Annotated in this window: 13 protein-coding genes and 1 pseudogene; 8 read left to right on the top strand and 6 right to left on the bottom strand. The window is 65.5% G+C overall.

The window, feature by feature from the left end; all coding sequences use genetic code 11:
* The first annotated feature begins 55 nt into the window (after nucleotides 1-55).
* On the top strand, nucleotides 56-706 hold the full coding sequence (locus A5766_RS19855; RefSeq protein WP_039856539.1) for a hypothetical protein: 651 nt from the start codon (nucleotides 56-58) through the stop codon (nucleotides 704-706).
* Here A5766_RS19855 and A5766_RS19850 read toward each other — a convergent pair.
* Nucleotides 699-3,578: pseudogene (locus A5766_RS19850) on the bottom strand (GH92 family glycosyl hydrolase). The gene A5766_RS19855 and the pseudogene A5766_RS19850 sit on opposite strands and share 8 nt — an antisense overlap.
* Nucleotides 3,579-3,697: 119 nt before the next feature.
* Here A5766_RS19850 and A5766_RS25175 point away from each other — a divergent pair.
* Nucleotides 3,698-3,970 carry a hypothetical protein gene (locus A5766_RS25175; RefSeq protein WP_231894739.1) on the top strand — a complete coding sequence of 91 codons (273 nt, stop codon included), beginning with the start codon at nucleotides 3,698-3,700 and terminating at the stop codon, nucleotides 3,968-3,970.
* Between the two features lie 128 nt (nucleotides 3,971-4,098).
* Here A5766_RS25175 and A5766_RS19845 read toward each other — a convergent pair whose 3' ends face one another.
* Nucleotides 4,099-5,838: a hypothetical protein gene (locus tag A5766_RS19845; protein WP_231894738.1), complete on the bottom strand. Its 1,740-nt coding sequence runs from the start codon at nucleotides 5,836-5,838 to the stop codon at nucleotides 4,099-4,101.
* A 308-nt stretch (nucleotides 5,839-6,146) separates the two neighbouring features.
* Between A5766_RS19845 and A5766_RS19840 the strand changes: the two genes are divergently transcribed.
* A complete protein-coding gene (locus tag A5766_RS19840) occupies nucleotides 6,147-7,673 on the top strand; it encodes a DUF7782 domain-containing protein (protein WP_005207810.1) in 1,527 nt (508 codons plus the stop codon).
* A gap of 212 nt (nucleotides 7,674-7,885) precedes the next feature.
* Entirely contained in the window at nucleotides 7,886-9,034 is a 1,149-nt protein-coding gene (locus tag A5766_RS19835; protein ID WP_064866641.1) for an acid phosphatase, read from the top strand.
* Nucleotides 9,035-9,187: 153 nt separating this feature from the next.
* Here the strand turns inward: A5766_RS19835 and opgC are convergent, their stop codons facing one another.
* Entirely contained in the window at nucleotides 9,188-10,354 is a 1,167-nt protein-coding gene (opgC, locus tag A5766_RS19830; RefSeq protein ID WP_082965585.1) for an OpgC domain-containing protein, read from the bottom strand.
* Nucleotides 10,355-10,434: 80 nt separating this feature from the next.
* On the bottom strand, nucleotides 10,435-12,222 hold the full coding sequence (locus tag A5766_RS19825; protein WP_064906135.1) for an AMP-dependent synthetase/ligase: 1,788 nt from the start codon (nucleotides 12,220-12,222) through the stop codon (nucleotides 10,435-10,437).
* Nucleotides 12,223-12,453: 231 nt separating this feature from the next.
* Between A5766_RS19825 and A5766_RS19820 the strand changes: the two genes are divergently transcribed.
* The 3 genes from A5766_RS19820 (at nucleotide 12,454) to A5766_RS19810 (ending at nucleotide 18,967) form a co-directional block, all read left to right on the top strand.
* Complete coding sequence (locus tag A5766_RS19820) at nucleotides 12,454-14,211, top strand: DEAD/DEAH box helicase (RefSeq protein ID WP_064864602.1); 1,758 nt, start codon at nucleotides 12,454-12,456, stop codon at nucleotides 14,209-14,211.
* Between the two features lie 170 nt (nucleotides 14,212-14,381).
* Nucleotides 14,382-14,714, top strand: a complete 333-nt coding sequence (locus A5766_RS19815; RefSeq protein WP_005207805.1) for a rhodanese-like domain-containing protein — start codon at nucleotides 14,382-14,384, stop codon at nucleotides 14,712-14,714.
* A 95-nt stretch (nucleotides 14,715-14,809) separates the two neighbouring features.
* Nucleotides 14,810-18,967, top strand: coding sequence for an AAA domain-containing protein (locus A5766_RS19810; protein ID WP_005207804.1), 4,158 nt, complete (start codon nucleotides 14,810-14,812; stop codon nucleotides 18,965-18,967).
* A gap of 3 nt (nucleotides 18,968-18,970) precedes the next feature.
* On the opposite strand, the gene A5766_RS19805 is transcribed toward A5766_RS19810, so the two are convergent.
* Nucleotides 18,971-19,795 carry an NAD-dependent deacylase gene (locus A5766_RS19805; RefSeq protein ID WP_064906123.1) on the bottom strand — a complete coding sequence of 275 codons (825 nt, stop codon included), beginning with the start codon at nucleotides 19,793-19,795 and terminating at the stop codon, nucleotides 18,971-18,973.
* Nucleotides 19,792-20,241 (bottom strand): HIT family protein, encoded by a 450-nt coding sequence (locus tag A5766_RS19800; protein ID WP_005207802.1) that lies wholly within the window; start codon nucleotides 20,239-20,241, stop codon nucleotides 19,792-19,794. Before A5766_RS19800 ends, A5766_RS19805 begins: the two co-directional genes overlap by 4 nt.
* 499 nt (nucleotides 20,242-20,740) lie before the next feature.
* Between A5766_RS19800 and A5766_RS19795 the strand changes: the two genes are divergently transcribed.
* A partial coding sequence (locus A5766_RS19795) for a fatty acid synthase subunit beta domain-containing protein (protein ID WP_156527530.1) occupies nucleotides 20,741-24,216 on the top strand: 3,476 nt, incomplete at its 3' end.

Below are 24,216 nucleotides of genomic sequence, written 5' to 3'. Positions count from 1 at the left end.
GATTTGGCTATCGGGAACCAAGGACCGGTCGTCGAGCAACGAGGAACTTGATGACATGTCGCCACCACCTGAGTGGATAGCGGCCCACGCCGCGCTGTCCTCGGACATCAAAAAAGCGGGGAAGCGTAGTCGTTTGCCTTTTCGGACTATGAATGACCTTACTAGAACGAGCGAACGGTATCCGGCGCTGATTCCCATGTTGATTGATTGGGTGCGGAATGTCGAAGAGTACTCAGGATTGACCGATCATCGTGATCTTGCGAATTTTCGATCTGGGTTATATCGCGCACTCACGACGATCGATGCGATGGGTACGGAAGCTGTTCCATTGCTGATGGAGCAGTACTACTTGAATCCTCCACTGCCAGAGGTGAATTCGTACGCGATCGGGAACGCGCTTCGTTACCTTGCTGTGCCGAGTGACTACGAGCAGATGGCGAGGCTCGGTGCTGATCGGTCTCTGGGGTCGGGTCGGGTCGCGATCCTCGAGTGGCTCGTCAAGCAGGGGCTGCCCGAAGGTTTGCAGATCGTCGTTGACCAGATCGACGATCCCAGCGTGCGTGCCCTGGGGATCAAGTACATCCGCCAGTACAGGCCGCTTCCGTCGGGACTGCGGCCGATCATCGAGCAGTATGTTGACGACCCTGACAGCGAAGTGCGTAAACAGGCCCGCGCAACGTTGAAGAAGCTGTCCACGGCTAACTGATCAAGACCTCAGGAGTCGCACCGCCGCTGGTCAACCGCAAGAACTCCAACTGGGCCAGCTCGACGTCGTCGAGTGTCCGCAGTCGGATCTCCGACGTTGCGGTCGGCGACGGCAGCGCGAAGATGCGGGTCTGCCGGTCCCAGCGGAACGGCGCTCTCCGTTCGTCGACGGCGATCCACGCGCCGGCGTCGTCGAGAACCTCGATCAGCCAACTCAGCTCGCCCGCCGAGTGCGGGGTGACCGTGTAGTGGTCGACAAGGGTCGGGGCGTCGAACTCCCAGCCCACCGCGTGGCCAGCCTGCAGGAGTAGTGGTGTGGTTGACGAATCGTCGTCGAAGACGGCCCTTGCGCCTGCTGGGCCGCGTGCACACGTCGGAGCGGCCCGCGGACTCGTCAGGTCGCGAGGTGGTTGGGGAACCGTGCCCTGTGGAGTTGTCGATGCCGGCACCGTACCCGCGGCCCACGTAGTGGGCGCCGGGCCGAGTGCGATCGTGATGTGTGCGCCCCGCATCAGTCGTTCCCGCGACACGGTGATGTGATTCCACGGCTGCCCGTCGATGGTCACGGACTCGATGTAGCGATTCGTCGACGACGCCGCAGGAGCGTCGACGGTGAGTGTGGCGCCGTTGTCCAACGTCCACCTGATCCACGGGAACGTCGGAGCGGTGATCACGTACTCGCCCGAGCCGATCGACAGCGGATAGAGTCCCGTCACCGCTTAGAGATACCACGCCGACATCTCGCCGTTGTCCTCGTCTCCGGGGTACCCCTGCCCGATCTCCGATCCAAGAAACAGTCGCTGCGTGGCATCGCGAATGAGCGCCTGCGTCTTCGCGTGGGCGAAGCTGCCCGGCGTGGACGCGTGGGCGTACATGAACGGAATGTGGTGTGCGGGTTGGTTGGAGAGTGCGAGCATGCCCATGCGGGTGTCGCGGGCCTCTCGCATCTCGTGGATCACAACGGGATACGACCCGCGCATGTCGGCGCTGCCGCTTTCGGGAGTCGCGCAGAACTCGTCGAGCTTCTTCTCGAGCGCCGCTCGTCCTCCGTGTAGCGTCGCAAGTCCCGCCCCGTCGTGCGGTGCGGTGAATGCGGTTCCCCAGGCGTTGGTTTCGGTGTAGTCGACGCCCCACCTGCGTGGGTCGAAGTCGCGGACCGGGCGGAAATCCCCATTGCGTTCTCGCCCGCGGAAGAAGCCGGTCTCGGCGTCGAAGACGGTGGCGTACGACGCCGCTCGCGCGTCGAACCACAGCGCGTTGGTGCGGAACTCCTCACTCCGAGGGTGCGCGGGGAATCGTTGTGCGAGTAGACGTGAGAAGGTGGCGATCGCTGCGTCGTTGATCGCCGCGTCGACGGTCCAGCTCATTCCCTCGGCTGTGTCGGTGTCGGTGAACCCCCGGAACAGCGAGCGTGACATTCCCTTTCGGCCAACACGGGGATTCGACGACGGGGTGGTCGCATTGCGGAGGCAGGCGTCGTAGGCATTCTCGAGGTCGAGTCCCGGTAGGTCGGCGAGCGCGGCGTCGGCGAATACGGCGTCGCTGCTCGTGCCGGTCATGATGTCGGCAGGCCCGGGAGCCGACCATCTGCTCGTCCAACCACTTCGTCGAAAGTGTTCGACGAAGCCGTCGACCAATTCTCCTGTCTCCGTTGGCCACACGAGGGTACGTAGTGGCCAGCTCGCACGATAGGAGTCCCAGAAGCCGTCGGTCACGGTGAGCTTGCCGTCGACGACGGGACGCGCTGTCAGTGTCGGTCCGTCGTCGACAGGCGGAACGAAGGGGTCTGCGTACGCCCACCGTGGGTTGTCCGGAGTTCCGACGTTCTCATGGGCGATGGTGGGGTAGAGGTGAACTCGATGAAGACTGGAGTATGCGGTGACGAGTTGGTCATCGCTTGCGCCACGAATATCGAGGCGACCGAGGACAGCGTCCCAGGCGGCGCGGCTCCGTGACCAGATCGCATCGAAACCGCCTCCGGCAAGCCAGATGTCATAGTCGAGGTTGCGGGCTGCCTGATCGACACCGATGAATGACGTCCCGACGGCGAGCACAGCGCTTCGACGCTGCGCCACGTCGAGGGTGACCGAGCCGAGCACCGCACTGCGTTCGTGACGACCGGGTGCATGGCTTGTTGCCGTGACGGGAACATCGACGCGGGCAGCGAAGTACATGCGTGGCACATCGACCAAACCGCCTGGGCCGTCGACGAATCCGGTGATCAGACCCCGTGAGGCGTCGGACAACACCAGCGATCCGCGCCCGTCGAGCTGATCGAAGATCAGTGACCCGACATCGGAGGGAAAGCCAACCCGCAGCCACACCGACCACGTGCCCGCGGTGAGTTCGGCGTCGACACCGCCGGCCGCGGAGCCGCCGTCGAGTGGCACGGCGTAGCGGTCCGGGCGATCGGATTCGTCGTGGTGCGAGAACTCGAGTGCGCGGTCGCTGCGATCCAGCGCCGGATGGGCAAGCACACTGGGAAAGAACTGAAGCACACCGCGATCACCCATCCACGGACTCGGGATGTGCGAGGTCGCGAAAGCGTTGAGGTGCGAACGGTTCTCGGCGTCGTTGGCCTCGTGGTAGGAGTACGGCCATCCTCGATTGCCCGCGTCGGTCATCGGCAGACCGAACACCGACCCGTGCGGGGGAGCGACAAGCGGCGCGCAGTTACCGCGCGAGAAGCGGTCGCTGGAGTGCGTTCCGCGTGTGGTGCGAACGCGATGAATACGCTCCGGGGGAGGCGCACTGCGCGGACGCAGGCACACGTCGTCGACAAACCCCAAAGTCGACGTTGCTTGTGAGTCTTGATGATTCGTGGTGGGGGAGTCAATCGAAGCGCCACTCCGACGATCCTCAGACCCGCACATCCGGTGAGTCGCACTCTCTTCAGAGTCCACTGATCCACCGCAACAGTCCGAGACAGGTACTGACTACGCGGATCGAGTTCGACGCCGTGCTGGTCGAGCACCGCCCTCTCGGAAAGTGTGTGGCCGTCGTCGAATTGGAGATCGAGGGCTATGGCCGTCGCGGCGTACGAGTCCCGCACGTCGTGTTCGTCAGGGTCGAAGACGGCATGGATGGCGTAGGTCAGCTCGTCGTCTTCTCCGACGACACGCCCGACGAGATCGCAGCCGTCGAGGGCGGCAACCACTTCGGACTCGGGCCGCACAGTGAGGTCGTAGACCCATGGTTGTGGCGACGTCAGACCAACCAGCGGCCGTGCGTTGACAGGATGCGATGGACCAGGGCCTCGCCGTAGCGAGGTGGTCGGGTTCTGCTTGCGCGCACCGAACCGCACAAGCGCCACCCTACGTCGTGCGCGAGGGATTGCCGCTGACGTTGGTCAGGAAATCCATGACCAACATCAGCGACAATACGAGGCCAGGATCAGCCGGCAGCCGGAATCGTGAAGGGCAGGCCGGGCACCGGGGTGATGGCTGGCTTCTTCGACGTGGTCGTCGGTGCCGCGGTGCGACGTTGATCGTCCCCGGCGGGTACCCGCGCCGACGTGCTCGGTGCGGCAGGTGCGAGCGCCTTCTCGTCGGCGGCCTTCTCAGTGCGCACGCCGTCCTTGGCGTCGCGCAGCTTCTTGTGCTGCTCGGCTCCGAGGCCTGTTCCGGTGGTGTCGTCCTCGCGCAGGCACATCGAGCGGATCACGTTGTGGTAGTTGACGAGTCCGTACGTGATGGCTGCCGAGCCGGCCGCGTTGAGCAGGCGCACGGGGGTGAGCGGAAGACCTGTGATGCCCGCGGCCTCGAGGCCCGCAGATTCCACCAGTCCGCCCGCTGTGCTGAACAGATAAAGCGAGAGGTACAGCGAGTAGTACGCGGCGGTCATTCCCTTGGTGACGGTGAGGTCGGAGAGCGGTACCGTCGCCGCGAGGTTGTCGCCCTGGCCGATGTTGTGCCCCAGGCCCAGCGCGATGTCGAGGGGTGCGCCGCCGACGTAGGGAATGATCGTGCCGATGTAGGAGGCGATCGATTCCGCCGTGTTGAAGTCCGCGGGATCGGCAGGAATCAGGTTGTGCGGGATCGGGGTCGAGCGCATCGTCGAGAGAATGCGCTCGGTCTCGTTGCGGATGTTGCGCTTCTGCGCCTCGGTGGTGACCATCGTCTGCGCGTAGTCGGAGGTGCGGGTCACGATGCGCGACAGCGGAAGTGAACCGACGGGCGCACAGGTCTTGTTGTCGGCGAGTGCGAGTTGATCGGCAATGTCCTGCACGATCGCCGGGATCGGAATGTTGTAGCGAACGGTCTCACTCGGACGGCCGGCGTCGTCCTTCTGTTCTTTCGTGACCCGCGCGACGCACTGGTTGATCATCGAGCTGGCGATCGCCTGGTAGGTGTACTGGGCGCCGAGCGCGCTGGCGGAGACGCCGATCTGCAGGATGCTCTTCCAGGTGATGAAGTTCGAGAGCGCCGACAGTTGAGTCTCGTCGAAGGGACTGCCCGAGATGGGCGCGATCTGCGACAGCACCTTGGCCGGCGCCACGACGGTCGTGAACAAGTACAGCCACGCGGTTTCCACGGCTTGCATCAGCGTGATGCGGCTGACCGGGATGGCCTCGTTCTGCTTGCCGTCGCGAACCTTCAAGAGCTGCACCACGATCCACTGAGAGATCGGGCTCCGGTATTTGGTGGCTGGGTCGTCGGAGTCGGCGCCGAGGGCCAGCGGGCTGTCGGAGATGGCCAGCGTCGAGACGTTCATGTGGTCCATGTCGCGATGCGCCTGGGCGCGTGCGGCGTAGGCGTTCTGCTGCAGCTGGGGCGGAAGCGACGGGAGGATCGACTCGAACAGCGAGTCGTAGACCACCGAGAGCGAAGTGAATTCTGCACTGACACAACTGGTTTCCTTGCCCAAGTTCTCCTTGGGTGTTGCCAGCAGTGAGCGCTTCGACTTACCGATCCGGTCGAGTCGCTCGTCGTATGTCTCGGCGGGACGCGTTGTCGGCTTTACCTTGATCTGTGCCGCTTGCGTCGCGATTTGCTGCTGATGAGCGGCCTGCGTTGCCACCACCGCTGCTGTGCCGTTACCGGTAGCGCCGGCGGCAAAGACCGAACACAGCGTCGTTGCCGCGGTGACGCGGACCAGCCACTTCGTCCCGGTTCTCGATCGTCCTGCTGCCACCGGGTGGTCCCGACCCACGCCACGCACCATGAAGCACTCTCTTCTCATGTGTCACCGAAATGGTGTCTGCCGACTGCTCAACTCATCCCGCCGATAGCACCAGCACATCGGCTCAGTTGGTGAGGTTAGCATAACCTTAATGAAACTCTAAGGTCACTATCAGGTCTCGACTGACACTCGGAAGGTTAGGGCACTTTACGGAACCCGTACAGACTTCTCGGCGAATTGATCCGAGTGTCGTCCGCCACCGCCCCAGCCGTGTGGTCTGCTGGACGTCGCCACATGAAGTATCGAAAGGTCGGTGACGCATGTCTGACCCCGCGTTCGGGCGTCTTCCTCTCGACGACCTGTCGGTCGTCGATTCACTCGGAGCGGATCTGCGTGCGGCGCAGTACAACTCCGATGGAGTCGCCGCACTTCTCGGTGACGATGCCAACGCCGCACTCGGCAAGGGAGTGTGGTGGCCTGCGCTGCGTGCCACCGTGATGGCGCCTGCCGAACGCCGACCTCTCGCGACGCTGATACGCCTCTTCCTCCTCGGCTCTGACGAGCCGCGTGAGGCCGCCGAGCAGGTGTTTGCGTCGACGCCGCTGGATGCGCTCGCGGCGAACGGGGTCGTCGAGTTCGTCGACGACGGGCGCGTGCGCGCGATCCTCGACATCCGACCACACGCCGACGACGTCCGCGACTACCTCGTCGTCTCCGATCAGGACGCCGCGATGCGTTCGGGTCCTGTCGGGCACGATCACGTCCTCGGTATCGGGGGAGCGTCGATCTCGTTGGCGCGGGCGATCATTCGTGACCCGGTCGAGTCGGCATTGGACCTCGGTACCGGGTGCGGAATCCAGGCGCTACACCTTGGAACCCACGCCGATCGGATCGTCGCGACGGATACCAACCCCCGCGCGCTTGCCCTGGCGGCCGCGACCGCACGCCTCAACGGGATGTCCTGGGATCTGCGCGAGGGCAGTCTGTTCGAGCCCGTCGGCGACGAGCGCTTCGACCTGATCGTCTCCAACCCGCCGTTCGTCGTCGGGTCAGGGTCGCAGGACTACGAGTATCGCGACTCAGGGATGGAGGGCGACGCCCTGTGTGCGCGCCTGATCCGCGAGTTGCCCGCGCGCCTGAACCCCGGAGGCACGGCGCAGTTGCTTGCCAACTGGATCGTCTACGAGGACGCGGACTGGCGCGATCGAGTGGGTTCGTGGATCGCGGAGACGGGGCTCGACGGGTGGGTTGTGCAGCGCGAGCTGGCCGATCCCGTCGACTACATCTCGCTGTGGTTGTCCGACGCGGGCGAAGAACCGGATCAGATCGCCGCGCGAGGATCGGCGTGGCTCGACTGGTTCCAGCGAGAGCGTATCGCGGGAATCGGCATGGGAGTCATCACGCTTCGGGATCGTCGGGGTGGACCCGACGGCCCGCCCGACGTCGTGATCGAAGAGATCACCGGCGCGGGTGAGGAGGTGACCGGTCCCGAGGCCAAGGCATTTCTGGACCGTCGCGACTATCTCCGGACCACCTCCGACAATGCTCTGCTCGCCGCTCGACTGAAGACCTCCCCGGTATTCCTCGACGCGCAGTCGCTTCCGGGCGACGACGGCTGGCAGGAGATCGGAGCATCCGTGCGGCGCCCGGGTGGGCCGGGCGCCGTCCTCGGCGTCGACGAGGTCTCACGGGCGTTGCTGGCGGGTTGCCGGGGTCAGGTGCCGCTGGGAGCACTCATCGAACTCCTCGCCGACTTCCACGACGTCGACGCCGACGCGCTCGCTGCGGCAGCGCTACCCGTCGTCCGTGAGGCCATCGGGCGGGGCATCCTCTACGAGGTTCGCTGAGCAAGCGTCCGACCACTTCCGCCTCAACCGGAACGCGAACCACAACCGATCAGCCCGACCGGATTGTCCGACCCCGATCCGATGGGACCGGGCCCGACACCTGACGTTCACCGCGACGTCGCCTCGTCGTTGACATGAGCTGGTCATCTGAGAGGGTTCGCGACCGGCCCCGACGTCCATGGGGCGCAACTCATTCGGGGAGGCAACACCATATGCGTCGGTTCGGAAGCCGCAGATTACTCACGGCCGCAGTCCTTCCCGCGATCGCTGCCGTCGGGTTGCTCGTACCCACGACCGCGACTGCGGCTCCCGCGGCCTGTGCGTTCACTCCGACCACGGTCTCGGCGTCGAGCGGCTTCACCGCGGGCGAGAAGTCGGCGCCGTTCGCGACGGCGAAGCCCGCGAATCACATCGCGACGCTCGACGCGTTCTCGTCGCTGTCCCCGCTGATCAAACAGCAGAACCTTCTCGAGGCCATCGCGGTGAACAATGCTGCGAGCCCGAAGGTGTCGGCGTATGCGGTCGACGACAACTACGCGATCGAGGGACCCGCGATCTTCAACGCCCTCGGCTCGAAGCTCTCGCCCGCATTCTTCGACGCCCTCAAGGCCGGGCAGCTCCCGAAGACGAGTGAGCTGCTGCTCGGCGACAAGGCATTGGTCGGCGATCGCGTCGGTACGTCGAAGGAGAAGAAGTACTTCGACTACCGGCGGCCGTTCGAGGTGGCGCCCACTCTCATCCGCCACTACGGCGACGGCCGTCCCGATCTCTATGAATCGGTACGCGGCAGCGGGTCGTACCCGTCGGGACATACCACCTGGGGCTACACGCAGGCCTTCCTGATCGCGACGATGTTGCCCGAGGTCGGGCCGCAGGTTCTCGCCCGCGGCGCTGAGTACGGTTATCACCGCGTCGTGCTCGGCGTGCACTACCCGCTCGACGTCATCGGTGGGCGCATGCTTGCAGAGAACATCACTTCCGAGGTCATCGCCGACCCGAGTTTCGCAACGCTGCTGGCGCAGGCACGGACCGAACTGCGGTCGGTACTCGCTGCGCGGGTCGGTGCGCCGATCGGCCGCATCGTCGGCTGCCAGCAGCCCTACATAGGGACCGACGCCGCGTTGAGCAGCTACCGCCGGCGCTCGACCTTCTCGTTCCTGCCGACCGGACCCGCTGCGCCACTTCAGGTTCCGGCCGGTGCCGAGAACCTGATCCGGGCCGCTCATCCGGGGTGGTCGACGCAGCAGCTGCGCGACCTGTTGGCGCGGACGGCCTTGCCCGGCGGGTATCCGCTCGACAAGACCGGGGCGAACGGCGGCTGGCAGCGACTCGACATCGCGCGTGCGTGGGTGGCTCGCTGAGGCAGGTTGCTCAGCTCAGATAGGTCGGATCGCAGCGCAGAAAACCACATCCCTCGGAGCCTCCGCGCGTACCGGTACATGCGGAGGCCCCGAGAGACGTAACTTTCTGCGCAGCCGACCTGAGTTCCCAGACCAGTCAACGGCTACGGGAACTCAACTGGGTACAGCTTCGCTGACAGGTTCGCGTTCCGAGGTAGGAGCAGCCGAGCTGTCGGACGGCGGAGCGGCGGGGCTGTGAGTCGCGCGATAGGCGATCGCGGGAAGTCTATGGAGCTTGTCGATCTCAGCGGCGCGTCGAAGTTCCGCCCACGCCCAGCACGCACCGAAGACGAGCAGCGTGACGGCTACCGACGTGGTCTCGTCCCAGGGGCGGTGGGCGACGTGGATCGGAACGATGATCAGGGCGATCGCCTGAATGACATACGAGTCGAGGCTGCGCGCTCCGGTCATCACGAGAGGCCGCAACCAGTCGTGGTGCCACACCCGAAGTAGCGCACGGAACACCCCGTACACCGCGGGTACGACGACCCAGGCGCCCAGCGCGCGTGCCGGCGCGAAGCTGACCTTGTCGGCGAAGTGGGATTCGAGTTCGGCCCACGGGCCGGTGTCGATCACGTAGTGGAAGACCAACCAGACGCAGACCGCCCCGACAAGGATTGCAGGCAGGTATCTGTCGATGAAGCGAGCTCCCTGCCATCGCCGCCAGTTCCAGCCGATCACCAGTGCGGGCACGAACATGATCTGCCACGCTGCCCAGTTCTCCGTCCGCGGAGACGCCATCGACTGGGTCAGGAAAAACCAGTCCGGGGAGTGAATCTGCGAGATCACGTACAGCGCGATCGATGCACACAGCACCGCGACCCACCATCCACGCATCAGAAGGGGGAATACGACATATGCCGAGGCCATCAACACCAGGTACAGCAACAAGATGTTGCCCCCACTGGGCAGGTAGTCCATTCTCAGCGCGAGTCGGATACCTTCACCCCACCCGTCGATCGGAAGTAGGAGCGTCAGCCAGCGATGCCCGGCCATCGCCGCGGCGACGGCGACGAGCGCGATCGTCAACTGGCAGAAATACAGCACGACGATCCGTTTGGTGAGACGTCGATACGCGAACCACAATCCATGGCGTTCGATCCACCGCTGATACACCAGGCCCAGAACGAATCCCGACAGCAGGACGAACGCAGACATCCCGTCGACGTAGGGGAACGAGTGCGTGGGCTCGGCGATGCGCATTCCCAGGGCAAAGTGCGCCGTGATCATCGACCAGATGGCGACGCCGCGCGTGGCGTCGATGGCGAGATCACGGGTCATGGTCATTCGAGCGTAGAAGACCGCACCCCGCGTAGCCGTGCAGGGCCACGCGGGGTGCGGTTTGACTGTCTACTGAGCGATCATGTGTAGAGGTCGGCGATCGCCTTCTGATGGGCCGAGTGGATGATGTTGCGCTTGAGCTTCATCGTCGGCGTGAGCTCGCCCGAATCGATCGTGAAATCGGTGTCGAGGATGTTGAACTTCTTGATCGCCTCGGCCTTGGAGACCTTCGCATTGGCGGCGTCGACAGCCTCGGTGATCTCCGCGCGCAGCTTGTCGTTGGAGGCCAGCTCGGTCAACGGGGTGTCGGCAGCGAGCCCGTTGCGCTCGAGCCAACCGGGAACTGCCTCGGTGTCGATGGTGATCAATGCGGCGATGAACGGTTTGTTGTCGCCGACGACGAGGCACTGGCTGATCATCGGATGCGCACGGATCGAGTCCTCGAGCTGGGCGGGGGAGACGTTCTTGCCGCCCGCCGTGACGATCAATTCCTTCTTACGGCCAGTGATGTAGAGAAAGCCGTCATCGAGACGTCCGACGTCGCCGGTGTGGAACCATCCGTCGCGAATCGCGTCGGCGGTGGCGTCGGGGTTGTGCCAGTACTCGGTGAAGACCACAGGTCCCTTGACGAGAACCTCGCCGTCCTCCTCGGCAATCGCGATGGTCACGCCGGGAATCGGCCGCCCGACAGAACCCACACGCTGGTGCTCTTCGCTGTTGGCGGTGATTGCAGCTGTGGTTTCCGACAGTCCGTAGCCCTCGTAAACCGGCACACCCGCGCCACGGAAGAAGTGCCCGAGGCGCGCTCCGAGTGGGGCTCCGCCCGAGATCGCACCGTCGCAGTTGCCGCCGAGTGCGGCACGCAGCTTGTTGTAGACCAGGGCGTCGAACACCTTGTGCTTGAGCTTGAGCACGATGCCGGGTCCGCCCTTTTCCAACGCCTCGCTGTACTCGATGGCGGTGTCGGCGGCCTTGTCGAAGATTGATCCCTTACCGCCGTCGTATGCCTTCTGCTTGGCGGAGTTGTAGACCTTCTCGAACACGCGCGGCACCGACAACACGTAGTTCGGCTTGAACGTGGCGAGATGCTCGACGAGGTGCGGGATATCGCTGGTGTGACCCACGATCACGCCGCTCTCCAGGCTTGCGACGGCGATGACGCGGGCGAAGACGTGTGCCAACGGCAGGAAGAGGAGCGTCGAATTGCCCTCTTCGAGGCCCGAGCCGACGGCCTCGCGGGTCGCCGCGCATTCAGCGAGGAAGTTCGCATGGGTGAGCACCACGCCCTTGGGGCGGCCGGTGGTCCCCGAGGTGTAGATCAGCGTCGCGGCGTCGGACGACACCGTGTTGGCGTGTCGCGAATCGAGTTCGGAGTCGGGAACATCCGCGCCACGTTGTGTCAGCTCGTTCACCGCGCCGTCGTCGATGACGAAGGTCTCACGAAGCGCCGGCAATGCGGCGGTCACCTCGCGGAACTTGTCGCGATGGTTGTCGTCCTCGACGATCAGCGCGACGGTTCCGGAGTCGTCGAGAAGGTACTGAACCTGATCAGGTGCAGAGGTCTCGTACACCGCGACGGTTGTCGCGCCCGCACGCCAGATGGCGTAGTCGAGGAGTGACCACTCATACCGCGTGGCCGAACAGATCGCGACGCGGTCGCCCGGCTCGATGCCCGACGCGATGAGGCCTTTGGCCACGCCGTCGACCTCGTCGGCGAAGTGTTTGGCGGTCACTGTGATCCACTGACCGGACGACAATCGCTTGAACAATGGCAGTGTCGGGCGTTTGTCGCGATAACGAAGCAGAGTGTCGACCAGCGTGGCCTTGTCTTCGACGGTCAGATCCGACGGAGTGGCGTACTGCTGCATGTAGGTGGCCCCCTGGGACGTGGTATCCGGCATTTCGGACATAGACATAACGGACATAGTCGAGGTCGGGCGGGATGCCGCTCGGATATGTTGCCACAGAGGGTAGCAGGGAAAGTGGTGCTCATCACATTCAGGTGTGATCGACTCGGGTCATGACCGTGCGGCACGTGAATGCCGCTTTTGGCCCGCCCGCGGATTAGAGTATGAGTCGATGAACGGGACACGCAGACCATGACCGACAGCCCGACCACAGATGCGCCGTCGATCACATTCGACGATCTCGACATCGACGAACGCGTACGCAACGCCATCGCCGATGTCGGTTACGAGACCCCGTCGCCCATCCAGGCGGCCACGATTCCACCGCTCATGGAGGGTCGCGACGTTGTCGGTCTCGCCCAGACCGGTACCGGCAAGACCGCCGCGTTCGCGATTCCGATCCTGTCGCGGATCGACCCGCAGATTCGACGCCCGCAGGCGCTGATCCTCGCGCCGACCCGTGAGCTCGCACTCCAGGTGGCCGAAGCGTTCGGCAAATACTCGGCACATATGCCCGATGTACGTGTGTTGCCGATCTACGGCGGACAGAGTTACGGCGTGCAGCTCGCCGGTCTCAAGCGTGGCGCGCAGGTGATCGTCGGTACGCCGGGACGCGTCATCGACCACCTCGACAAGGGCACACTCGACATCTCCCAACTCGACTTCCTCGTGCTCGACGAAGCCGACGAGATGCTGACGATGGGATTCGCCGAGGACGTCGAACGCATTCTCGCCGAGACTCCCGACGACAAGCAGGTCGCGTTGTTCTCGGCGACCATGCCGAGCGCGATCAGACGGCTCGCCCAGCGATACCTGCACGATGCGCAGGAGATCACGGTCAAAGCCAAGACCGCGACCGCCCAGAACATCACCCAGCGCTATCTGCAGGTGTCTCACCAGCGCAAACTCGATGCCCTGACGCGCTTCCTCGAAGTCGAGACGTTCGACGCGATGATCGTCTTCGTCCGCACGAAGTCGGCAACCGAGGAACTCGCCGAGAAGTTGCGCTCGCGGGGGTTCTCCGCGGTCGCGATCAACGGCGACATGGTGCAGGCCCAGCGCGAGCGGACGATCAATCAGCTCAAGGCGGGCGGGATCGACATTCTCGTCGCCACCGACGTAGCCGCCCGCGGACTCGACGTCGACCGGATCTCGCATGTGGTCAACTACGACATTCCGCACGACACCGAGTCGTACGTGCACCGCATCGGACGCACCGGACGTGCCGGACGATCGGGTAACGCCCTGCTGTTCGTGTCACCGCGCGAGCGTCACCTGCTGCGCGCGATCGAGCGAGCAACACGCCAACCGCTCACCGAGATCGATCTGCCATCCGTCGACGACGTCAACGCCCAGCGCGTCGCGCGTTTCGCCGACTCCATCACCGAGAATCTCGCGTCGGAGAATCTCGACATGTTCCGGCAACTGATCGAGAACTACGCCCGCGACAACGACGTGGCGATGGCCGACATCGCGGCCGCGCTGGCGCTCGAGACCCGCGACGGTGGATTCCTGATGGCACCCGACCCGCCGAAGGGTGAACGTCCCGAGCGTCGGGAACGTGCGCCGCGGTCGGGTGGCGGCAACTTCGCCACCTATCGGATCGCTGTCGGACGCAAACACAAGGTGTCTCCGGGTGCGATTGTGGGCGCGATCGCCAACGAGGGCGGACTGACCCGGGGTGATTTCGGCAACATCAGCATCCGCGACGACTTCTCGATCGTCGAGCTTCCCGAGGACCTCGACCGTGAGACGTTGGATCGCCTGAGGCACACGCGGATCGGCAAGAACCCGATCGACATCCGTCGCGACCAGGGCCCGCCTCGCGCACGTGGCGGTAAACGTAATGGTCAGGGCGGTGGCGGCTTCAACCGTGACCGCCACGGCAAACGCGGTGACAGCTGGGGGAAGCGCGGTAATCCGCGCGTCGCCGGCCGTAGTCGGGGCTGACATAGCCGACCGAAGGATTCGCTGCGCGATACAACGGGTTGAAACCTGTGACCAGGCTGATGATGCGAAGGTGGACAGATCGATATCTTTCCGTAACCTTTTTTGGGGGAGAGCGGTCGATCCGGCTCCCGGCAAGCACGTAGAAGTTCTAGTTCAGGAGTGAGTCACCAGTGTCAGTGGTGAGTTCGATTACCGCAGCAGAAGCCATCGATCACGTCGAGCACGGAGACGCAGTCGTCGTCGACGCCCGTCCGCAGGTCGTCCGTCACCAGGGCAGTGTTCCCGGCGCGGTCGTTGTCGACCCGAATGAGGTCACAACTCGACTCGCGCCCACGCCGACCGGTTCTTTCCCGCTGGTCAGCAACCGCGACACCGAGATCGCCGTCGTCTCTGTGCGTTCGCAGGCACCGCGCATCGCCGAGCAGATCGCTGACCTCGGCTACACCAATGTGCACTACGTCGACGGCGGTTTCCCCGCCCTTCGAGGCACCTCGGTTCGCTGAGCTGCACCGCCACAGTGCTCGTCGACACGACCGGGCCTCCGCGGCCTTGGTAGCGTTGATGAACTCTGGTATCGCGGCGGGAAGGCAGCAAGCGCATGATCAACGACACTCCTGATGAGCGTCGGGATCAGGTGTCGAGGCTGATCGGTTTCCTCCGCGGCCTGGTCCGGTCACGATCGGTGTCGGTCACCACCGTCGACTCGCATCCCGCAGTCGTGTGGGTAGGCAGGTCGACGCCGGTGCAGGTACGCACGGGAGCGGCGCCAGGACAGACCGTCGTCGAGGTATCTCCGGACGATGACACGTATTCGCAACTGTCGACGATCCTCGACGACCTCGTCGCCGATCCCGAGGCGCTCGAGATCGTCCTCGCCAACGGACTGGTCACCGTCGTCGACAAGGAGAACGACGCCGAGCCCCTCGTTCGCGAACACCTGCTGACTCAGGACGTCGTCGCGGAACGCGACACCGATTCGGGGGTCATCCGGATCTCGCTCGGATCCGCGGGCGTTCCGATGATCCACGACACCCACCTGCTCGCCTCCATCGACGGCATCGACCTGTCCGAGGCGGTCAAGCAGCGGGGACGTGTAGCAGGCCTGACGAACATCGCAAATTCTGCTGCGGGACAACTTGTTTCCGCGTGGCGCGACAACGTCGTCATCGACGACGATCACGTGTCACTGACCATCGACCTCGCGCCGGCCATCGTTCTCCGCAACCGCGGAACGGGGTCGGCGTTGCGCTTCTACGACGCCATGCTGGCGGCACTGCGCGAGCCGGACACCGAGGTGCCGATCGGGCTGTCGCAGCTCGTCGCGCCCATCGAGGCAGCAGACCGGCTGGCGGCGCTCAGCGGGCCGGGAACGACTCCTGCGGCCGAACTCGTCGCCGATGCGATGTTCCCGCTCGCGTCCAATGTCGAGCAACGTGACGTGCTGGCCCAACTCGGTGTCGACAGCGGCGTGGTCGTCGAAGGACCACCTGGTACCGGCAAGACCCAGACCATCGCGAACGTCCTCTCGGCACTTCTCGCCAAGGGGCAGCGCGTGCTGGTGACCAGTGAGAAGGTCAACGCGCTGCAGGTGCTGCGCGACATCCTCCCGCCGGAGCTACGCGAGTTGACCGTTTCGCTCGCCGACATCAGCACCGACAGTTACGACGCCGTGGTGTCGGGCGTCGAGGCGATCGCCGACCGCAAGTCCAGTTTCTCACCCGGTGTCGCCGACGCAGAGATCGACGACCTCGCCTACCGCCGTGCGCAGGCGGTCGATCGGCGCGAGCGTGCGCTCCGCGGTCTGTGGGACCTGCGTTCGTCCGAGACCGAGGTGCACGAGTGGGTTGCGGGCGACTATCGCGGTACCGCGGCGTCGATCGTGCGCGCGTGCAACGCCGACGCCGAACGTTTCGACTGGCTTCCCGGGCCGCTCGACGGCGCTTTGCCTCCACTGGACGGCGGCGAGTTCACCCGACTGCTCGAACTGCTTCGCCGCGTCGGTGACGATTCCGGGCGTCTCGCGCAGCGACTGCCGGACCTCGACGACTACCTACCCGACACGATGACGATGGACGCGATCTGCGAACGGATCAGACAGCGACCCGAGGAGCCGATGGTCGGTAGCGGTTCGTTGATGTCGATCCTGTCGGACGTCGGAAGCGAACGGTTGCTGCGGATAAAGGGGATCTGCGATCACCTCGCGGTGGCCTCCGGTGAGGTCGCGACGTTCCCGCCACTGGTCGTCGACATGGCCGACAGGCTCCTCGCCGGTCAGGAAGCGCACCTGTGGTCGCGCGTCACGGCTCTCTCGTCGGTCATCGCCGACGCCGCGCAGCGTGACCGGGCGATCGGCGCGCACGTCATCGTCGTCGAGAACGCGAGGCCTGGTGACAGTGAGCGGTTCGCAGCTGCCGCGACCTATCTTCGCGAGGGTGGACGCTGGCGTGGCCGCCTCCTGAGATCCGAACAGCAACGGGCAGTAGAAGAATCGGGCGCCATAGCCAGCGTCGACGGCCACGCAGCCACCGACGCCGACAGCCTGGCGCTCGTCGCTGATCACCTCGCGGTCCTCGATGCCGTGAGTCAGGTGCATCGCGTGCTCGCGGATCTGCATGTCCCCGTCGACACCGCCGGTTCCCGATCCAAGCAGCTCAGCCAGCTCGTCCGCCTCGACACGCAGCTCGCCTGGGTATCGGATCTGCTTTCTGCGCGTGATCAGTTGATTCGCGAGCTCGAGTACATCAGTCCCGGTGGCCCGCGCCCGCGCAGCGTCGCGCAGGTCGCAGAGGTTGCCCACCAGGGTGCGTCGATCGCGGCGGCCAACGATGCGATTCTCGCCGAGCAGGAACTGGCCGATCACGCGTACCGGCTGTCAACCGAGGTCGAAAGGGGACCGTCGCCCGAAGGCGATGCACTTGTCGCCGCACTGGCCAACGCCGATGCGGAGGCGATCAGGGCGGCGCGACGTGCGTTCACCACTGCGCGTGGTGAGCTGAACGACCAAGCGGCCGTCGATCTGCTCGCTCTGCGGCTGCGCGGCAAGGCACCGGAGTTCTACGCGGCGCTGGCCGCAACAGCTGACGACCCGGCGTGGGACGCGCGCCTACGTGACGTGGTCGGCGCGTGGGAGTGGCGTCGGGCGCGGACCTGGGTGGCCGAACGCAGCGACCCCGACGCCGAGGCGCGTCTGGCGTCGGCACTCGACGAGGCCGACGCCGACATCGCACAGTTGACCACCAAGCTCGCCGCCGCGCGCGCGTGGCGGGCGTGTCTCGCGCGCACCACCGTCGCCCAGGTGCAGGCGTTACAGTCCTACCGCGACCACATGATCAATCTCGGCAAGGGATCGGGCAAGCACGCCAACCGATTCCGGGCTGCCGCGCGCGAAGCGATGGAGCAGGCGCAGTCGGCAGTTCCCGCGTGGATCATGTCGACCAGCCAGGTCGCCGATATGCTTCCGCCCGAACCGAATTCGTTCGACGTCGTGATCGTCGACGAGGCGAGTCAGGCCGACATCACCAGTTCGTTTCTGCTGTGGCTCGCGCCCCGCGTCATCGTCGTCGGCGACGACAAGCAGTGCGCCCCACGCGGACTCGCCGGAACCTCGCTCGACGATGCGTTTGCCAGGCTCGACGCTGAGCTTCCGGATCTCCCGCATTACCTCCGCGACGGGCTGACACCGCGATCGAGTCTGTTCTCGTTGCTGCGCAGTCGATTCGGTCACCTTATCCGACTACGTGAACATTTCCGGTCGATGCCGGAGATCATCGAGTACTCGTCGCGACAGTTCTACGGTGGGTCGCCACTCGTTCCCGTTCGACAGTTCGGTGCCGATCGGCTCGATCCCCTGCGGACCGTGCGGGTCGACGGCGTGGCCTCCGGCCAGGGGCAGTCGTTGGTGAACGAAGGCGAGGCCGCGGCGATCGTTGCGACACTGCTCGATTGCCTCGCCGATCCCGCCTATGCCCAACTCGATTTCGGCATCATCGCGCTGCAGGGAGCCAAGCAGGTCGATGAGATCACCCGTCTCCTGCGCGAGGCCGTCGGCGAGGAGACCTGGCGTGCGCGTCGTATCCGGGTGGGCACCCCGCCCGACTTCCAGGGCGACGAACGACATGTGATGTTCTTGTCGATGGTGGTCTCCGACCCCGCATCACTGAGTGCCCTCACCCGCGCAGAGTCACAGCGTCGAATCAACGTCGCCGCGTCGCGCGCGATGGACCAGGTGTGGTTGTTCCACTCGGTCGGACTCGACGATCTGCGTCCCAACGACCTGCGCTACTCGCTGCTGGGCTACATGCAGGCAAATCAGGGGCCGACCATCGCTCCGATGCCCTCCGACGTCCCCGACGACGAGCGAGTCGAACCTTTCGACAGCCTCTTCGAGCAGCGGGTGTTCAACCGCTTGGCCGCGCTCGGCTATCACGTGACGCCGAAAGTCCTTGTCAACAATCGGGTCATCGATCTCGTGGTCACGGGTTCGGAGGGCCGGATGGCCGTCGAATGCGACGGAGACGAGTTCACCTCGACAGGCGCGCAGGCGCGCTCCGACATGGAGCGCGAGCGTGAATTGCGCCGCTGCGGTTGGGAATTCGCGCGCGTGCGCGAATCGGAGTTCGAGCTCGACGCCGACGCCGCGCTCGCCGCGGTGATCCGGCTTCTCGACCGTCGAGGCGTCAAACCGGGTTCGGTATCGGCGACGGCCTCCCGCGAGGCTGCTGCGTGGGAACCGATCGACCTGACCGGAGCGGAGTAGCAGCTATCGGTTGCGCCGTGTGGCACGCACGCGTTCGGCGATCTCGGGTAGGCCTCGCGCGGCGGTGGTCCGAATGCTATGCGTGGCAACAGAACTCAGTCCTGACGGTTCCGGGTTGAGTTCGATGATCGGAATGCCGCGGTTCGCTGCGCGCTCGGGCAGCGCCGCGGCGGGGTAGACGATCCCGCTCGTCCCCACGACGAGGACGGCATCGGCGACGTCGAATACCTGCTCGGCACGTGCCCACGGCTCCGCGGGGAGTGGTTCGCCAAACCACACGACGCCCGGCCGTACCGGCGACAGACATATCGGGCATGCGGGCGGCTCGACCGGGCGTTCGTCGGTGGCTGTTGTCGGGTCGGCATCTCTGCCCTCGTAGGGGTGTCCGCAGCGCGAGCAGCGGGGAGCGAAGAGGGAACCGTGTAGGTGGCTGACCACCGTGTTGCCTGCACGCTCGTGTAGGTCGTCGACGTTCTGTGTCACCACCATGACCGATGGTGCGTCGTCGGCCTCGTCGGTCGGCTCTGCCAGGGTGCTCAACGCCAGGTGTCCTGCGTTCGGGGCGGCCTTTCGGACCAGGTGCGCGCGCCACTGGTACCACCCCCACACGAGGGCGGGGTCGGCGTTGAACGCCTGCGGGGTCGCCAGTTGCTCGGCGTCGAAGTTCTCCCAGAGTCCCGTTTGTGCGTCGCGGAAGGTCGGCACACCGCTGTCGGCCGACATTCCCGCACCGGTGAACACAGTGATCCACTCGGCACCCGCGAGGGTGTCGATGGCGGCCTGGGGGATCTGCGCATCAGGAGTGGTGAGGGCGTCGTCGTAGGTCATGCGCGTCCGATCTGTTCGAGGACCGCCGCACGCACCGTGGCCGCGGTGACGTCGGGGGTCTTGTCGCGGCGCACGAGCAGCGATCTCGCCATGCGGAGCTTGTCGCCGCGGTGACGGGGGATCACATGAAGGTGCGTGTGGAAGACGGTCTGGAAGGCGGCCTTTCCGTCGTTGACGACGAGATTCACCCCATCAGCAGGCGAGTCGTCGCGTGTCAGCGGCGTCGTCCGCAATGCGGCCGCGACAACCTGTCCCGCACGCATCAGCGCAGCGCCGTCGTCGGGAGCCAGATCTGCCAGGCCCGCCGAATGCGTTCGGGGAACGATGAGGGTGTGCCCACGCGAGACCGGCTTGATGTCGAGGAAGCCCACCACGGCGTCGTCTTCGTACACCTTTCGGGCCGGCGCGGAACCGTCGACGATCTGGCAGAACACGCAGTCGGTCATCCCTGAACCCTAACGACTTCGCCGCCCGGGCTCGACAGTCCCGCGGGCGTGGCATGTCGCAACGAGCGACACGTAGTGCGACAGGTCACATAACGATTATATAACGAGAGTAGGGCGCCTCGATCGGAGCTCGAATCAGCAAGAAAATGCGCCGCGAACTGGTCGGATGTGCACATGGTTTCGGCGGCGGGAAGCGGCGTCATTTGTTACCGGCGGGACTACTCGCGGGTATACCTGGGGGTCGGGAACAACATGAGGAAGTCCTCACGTTTATGTGCCATCATGAGTGCCACGTTCATGTCGACGACGTTCCATGCGGAACTGTCAGTCGCCCGCCACAGCGTCAAAGGTGTTGCTGGGCAAGCATGTTCGTGAGAGACACGTGCGCGACCCGGCGATATCCCCCCGCCGCCGGGTCGTGCCACGTGGTGCTCTCGCACGAAACCCAGACAACTCCTGCATCGCATATCAGCCGAGCCCCGAACCACGAGGAGAGCCCGTGACCGTCGACCAATTCCGCCCAGGGCACCACGGAAGCCGCAACACCGGACGCCCTGCAGAATCCCTGATCGATCGGCTCGCAGCAGGTGAGCAGTACGCGATCAGCTTCGGTGGACAGGGTGGTCCGTGGTTGTCGACACTGGCCGAATTGGTCGTCGACGCCGATCTAGAGCAGAAGCTGGCGGGAGCAGTCGCCGTCGCCGAGCGCATGCTCGCCCCCGTTGCCGACTCCATCGAGATCGCCCGCCCCGACGGCTTCCATCCGCTCGCGTGGGTGCGTGCAGCCGATGCAGGCGAGCCGGTGCCGTCGGACGCCGAGCTCGCCGACTTCGCACTGAGCGGGCCCGGTGTGCTCCTCAGCCAGGTTGCCGTCGTCGAATCACTCAAGAAGCAGGGCCTCGATCCCGATGCGATCGCACCCGTCGCCGTCGTCGGACATTCGCAGGGATCACTCGCTGTCGACGCCATCCGGCACGGCGAGAGCGGCTGCGGACAGCTACTTGCGATCGCGCATCTCATCGCTGCCGCGGGCACGCTCGTTGCTCGACGTCGTGGCCTGGCGAGCGGTCCCGACGGCTCGCCGATGCTGTCGATCACCAACGTTGCCCCGGCACGCATCGACGAGATCCTCTCGACCTATCGCGCGGGGCTGCCTGACGCCGAATTGGTCACCGCACCCGTGATCGCCATTCGCAACAGCCGTCGTTCGGTTGTGCTGTCCGGCGCACCCCGGCACCTCGCGGCGTTCGCGGCGGAGTGCGAGCGCATCGTGGCCGCCGAGGCCGACGACCGCAAGCGCAAGGTCACCGGCGGCGCGCCCTTCGCCCCCGTCTTCGACGAGCTTCCCGTCAGCGTCGCATTCCACCACCCCGGCATGGCACCGGCGGTCGATCTGGTGCGCGAGTGGGCGCAGACCTGCGGAATCGACGCCGACTCCGCTGCCGGTCACGCCGAATCGATTCTGGTCGCACCGGTCGACTGGGTTGCTCAGATCGACGCCGTGATCGCCGACGGCGCCGCGTGGATTCTCGATTTCGGTCCCAGCGATCTCGCAACGCGACTCACCGCGCCGCTCGTTCGGGGGCAGGGCGTCGGCCTGGTGGCCACCGCACTTCGCGGAGGTCAGCGAAACCTGTTCAGCCCCGGTGGAATTCCGGAGGTCGCACGCCGTTGGTCTGACTTCGCCCCGACGCTGGCTGAGCTCGCCGACGGTCGGCGCGTCGTGCAGACGGCGTTCACCCGACTGACCGGGCGCTCTCCGATGTTGCTTGCGGGCATGACCCCGACCACCGTTGACCCGGCGATCGTCGCCGCCGCGGCAAACGCGGGCCACTGGGCCGAACTCGCCGGCGGTGGCCAGGTGACCGAAGAGATCTTCGCGCGCAACGTCGCCACGCTCACCGACCTCCTCGAGCCCGGCCGCGAGGCACAGTTCAATGCGCTGTTCCTTGATCCGTACCTGTGGAAGCTCCAACTCGGCGGCAAGCGTCTCGTGCAGAAGGCGCGGGCGCAGGGCGCTCCGATCGACGGCGTGATCGTGTCGGCGGGTATCCCCGAACTCGAGGACGCCGTGGCCCTCGTCGACGAATTCGTCGAGGCAGGACTGCGTTTCGTCGCATTCAAGCCCGGCACCGTCGAGCAGATCCGTTCGGTGATCCGCATCGCCGCCGAGGTACCGCACCACCCGGTCATCGTGCAGATCGAAGGCGGACGCGCCGGCGGCCACCACTCATGGGAAGACCTCGACGACCTGCTGCTCTCCACCTACGCCGAGCTGCGCGTGCGTGACAACGTCGTCATCTGCGTCGGTGGCGGCATCGGTACGCCCGAGCGCGCCAGTGAGTACCTGACCGGCGAATGGGCAACAAGGCACGGTTATCCCACCATGCCGCTCGACGGCATCCTGATCGGCACCGCGGCCATGGCCACCGCCGAGGCCACCACGGCGCCGGAGGTCAAGCAGTTGCTCGTCGACACCGAGGGTGTCGACGAGTGGATCGGCGCAGGCCGTGCCGCACACGGAATGGCTTCGGGCCGAAGCCAACTCGGCGCCGACATCCACGAGGTCGACAACGCCGCGTCGCGCTGCGGGCGACTTCTCGACGAGGTGGCGGGCGACGCCGACGCGGTGGCCGAACGCCGCGACGAGATCGTGGCCGCCATGGCGCCGACCGCCAAGCCCTACTTCGGCGACGTCGACTCCATGACCTATCGCGAATGGCTCGACCGCTACGCGACGCTGGCCGTGGGGGACGGTCGCACCGATCAGTACCCGTGGGCCGACATCACCTGGCAGCAGCGGTTTGTCGAGATGCTGCAGCGTACCGAGGCGCGTATGCACCCGAAGGATTCGGGGCCGGTGCCGACGATGTTCGCCGACCTCGCGTCGACCGACGATCCGCATGCGGCGATCGACGCTCTCGGCGGTGTCTATCCCGAGATCGAGACCGACATCCTTCATCCCGCGGACGTCGCGTTCTTCCTCGGTCTGTGCCGGACCCCCGGCAAGCCGGTCAACTTCGTGCCCGTCGTCGACAAAGATGTTCGACGGTGGTGGCGCAGCGACTCGCTGTGGCAGGCCCACGATGCACGCTATGGCGCGGACGCCGTCTGCATCATCCCGGGGCCGGTCGCGGTATCGGGTATCACTCGTGTCGATGAACCGGTGGGTGACCTACTCGACCGGTTCGAGGCCAGGGTCGTCGACGATCTGACCGTCGCCGGTGCGGCGCCTGAGCCGATCACCGCGCGCAAGCAGGCCCAGGTTCGCGACACAGGCGTCCTCGGTGCCGTGCTCTGGGCTGACGATGTCTCGTGGGCCGGCCGTATCGTGCCGAGTCCCATTGCGCTACTGGGTGCTCGGGAGTCCTGGGAGGTCACCTCGGAGCATCGCGCGGAGCACGCGGCAACCGGCGCTGTGCTCGAGCATCTGGGCGAAGACAACTTCGAGCTGACAGTGCCGATCTCGGGATCGTCGGTGCGCATTCCGCTCCGCGTCGATCGGAGCATCGCCGACGGCGGTAGCCCGCGCATCGAGCGAGATGATGCCGCAGACGCGATGCGCGAGATCCTCACCGTCGCAGCGGGTGGATGTCTGACAGACGTCGTCGACGGTGCCGCGGTCACCACAGTCGAGTGGTCGGCAGACGGCGTCGCCGACCACGCCGTGGTCACCGCCAACACGCTGCCCGCTCACCTCCACGCCGTGACACCGTCGCAGCCGTTCGGCTTCGCGGTGCCCGACACGCTCGTAGGCGCCTGCTGGCCAAGCGTTTTCGCGGTGGTCGGTGCTGCCAAGACCGATGACGGCATCCCCGTCGTCGAGGGACTGCTCGACCTCGTCCACCTCGACCACACCATCGAGACGTTCGCAACCATTCCCGACCACGACACCGAGCTCACCGTCCGGTCCCGACACCTCGACGGCGACGTCGATGACGCGTCCCACGGTCGTATCCCGGACGTCGCCCCCGC

Origin of the sequence: Gordonia sp. 852002-51296_SCH5728562-b, assembly GCF_001665475.1 — a bacterium.
Classification (GTDB): domain Bacteria; phylum Actinomycetota; class Actinomycetes; order Mycobacteriales; family Mycobacteriaceae; genus Gordonia; species Gordonia sputi.
This window is presented reverse-complemented; position numbering and strand designations above follow the sequence as displayed.

Coding starts and splice junctions, on each gene's coding strand:
- A5766_RS19805 (WP_064906123.1), bottom strand. CDS start 19,795: ATGACCTACGACGACGCCCTCACCACTCCTGATGCGCAGATCCCCCAG.
- opgC (WP_082965585.1), bottom strand. CDS start 10,354: ATGACCCGTGATCTCGCCATCGACGCCACGCGCGGCGTCGCCATCTGG.
- A5766_RS19820 (WP_064864602.1), top strand. CDS start 12,454: ATGACCGACAGCCCGACCACAGATGCGCCGTCGATCACATTCGACGAT.
- A5766_RS19855 (WP_039856539.1), top strand. CDS start 56: ATGTCGCCACCACCTGAGTGGATAGCGGCCCACGCCGCGCTGTCCTCG.
- A5766_RS19800 (WP_005207802.1), bottom strand. CDS start 20,241: ATGACCGACTGCGTGTTCTGCCAGATCGTCGACGGTTCCGCGCCGGCC.
- A5766_RS19835 (WP_064866641.1), top strand. CDS start 7,886: ATGCGTCGGTTCGGAAGCCGCAGATTACTCACGGCCGCAGTCCTTCCC.
- A5766_RS19840 (WP_005207810.1), top strand. CDS start 6,147: ATGTCTGACCCCGCGTTCGGGCGTCTTCCTCTCGACGACCTGTCGGTC.
- A5766_RS19810 (WP_005207804.1), top strand. CDS start 14,810: ATGATCAACGACACTCCTGATGAGCGTCGGGATCAGGTGTCGAGGCTG.
- A5766_RS19825 (WP_064906135.1), bottom strand. CDS start 12,222: ATGCAGCAGTACGCCACTCCGTCGGATCTGACCGTCGAAGACAAGGCC.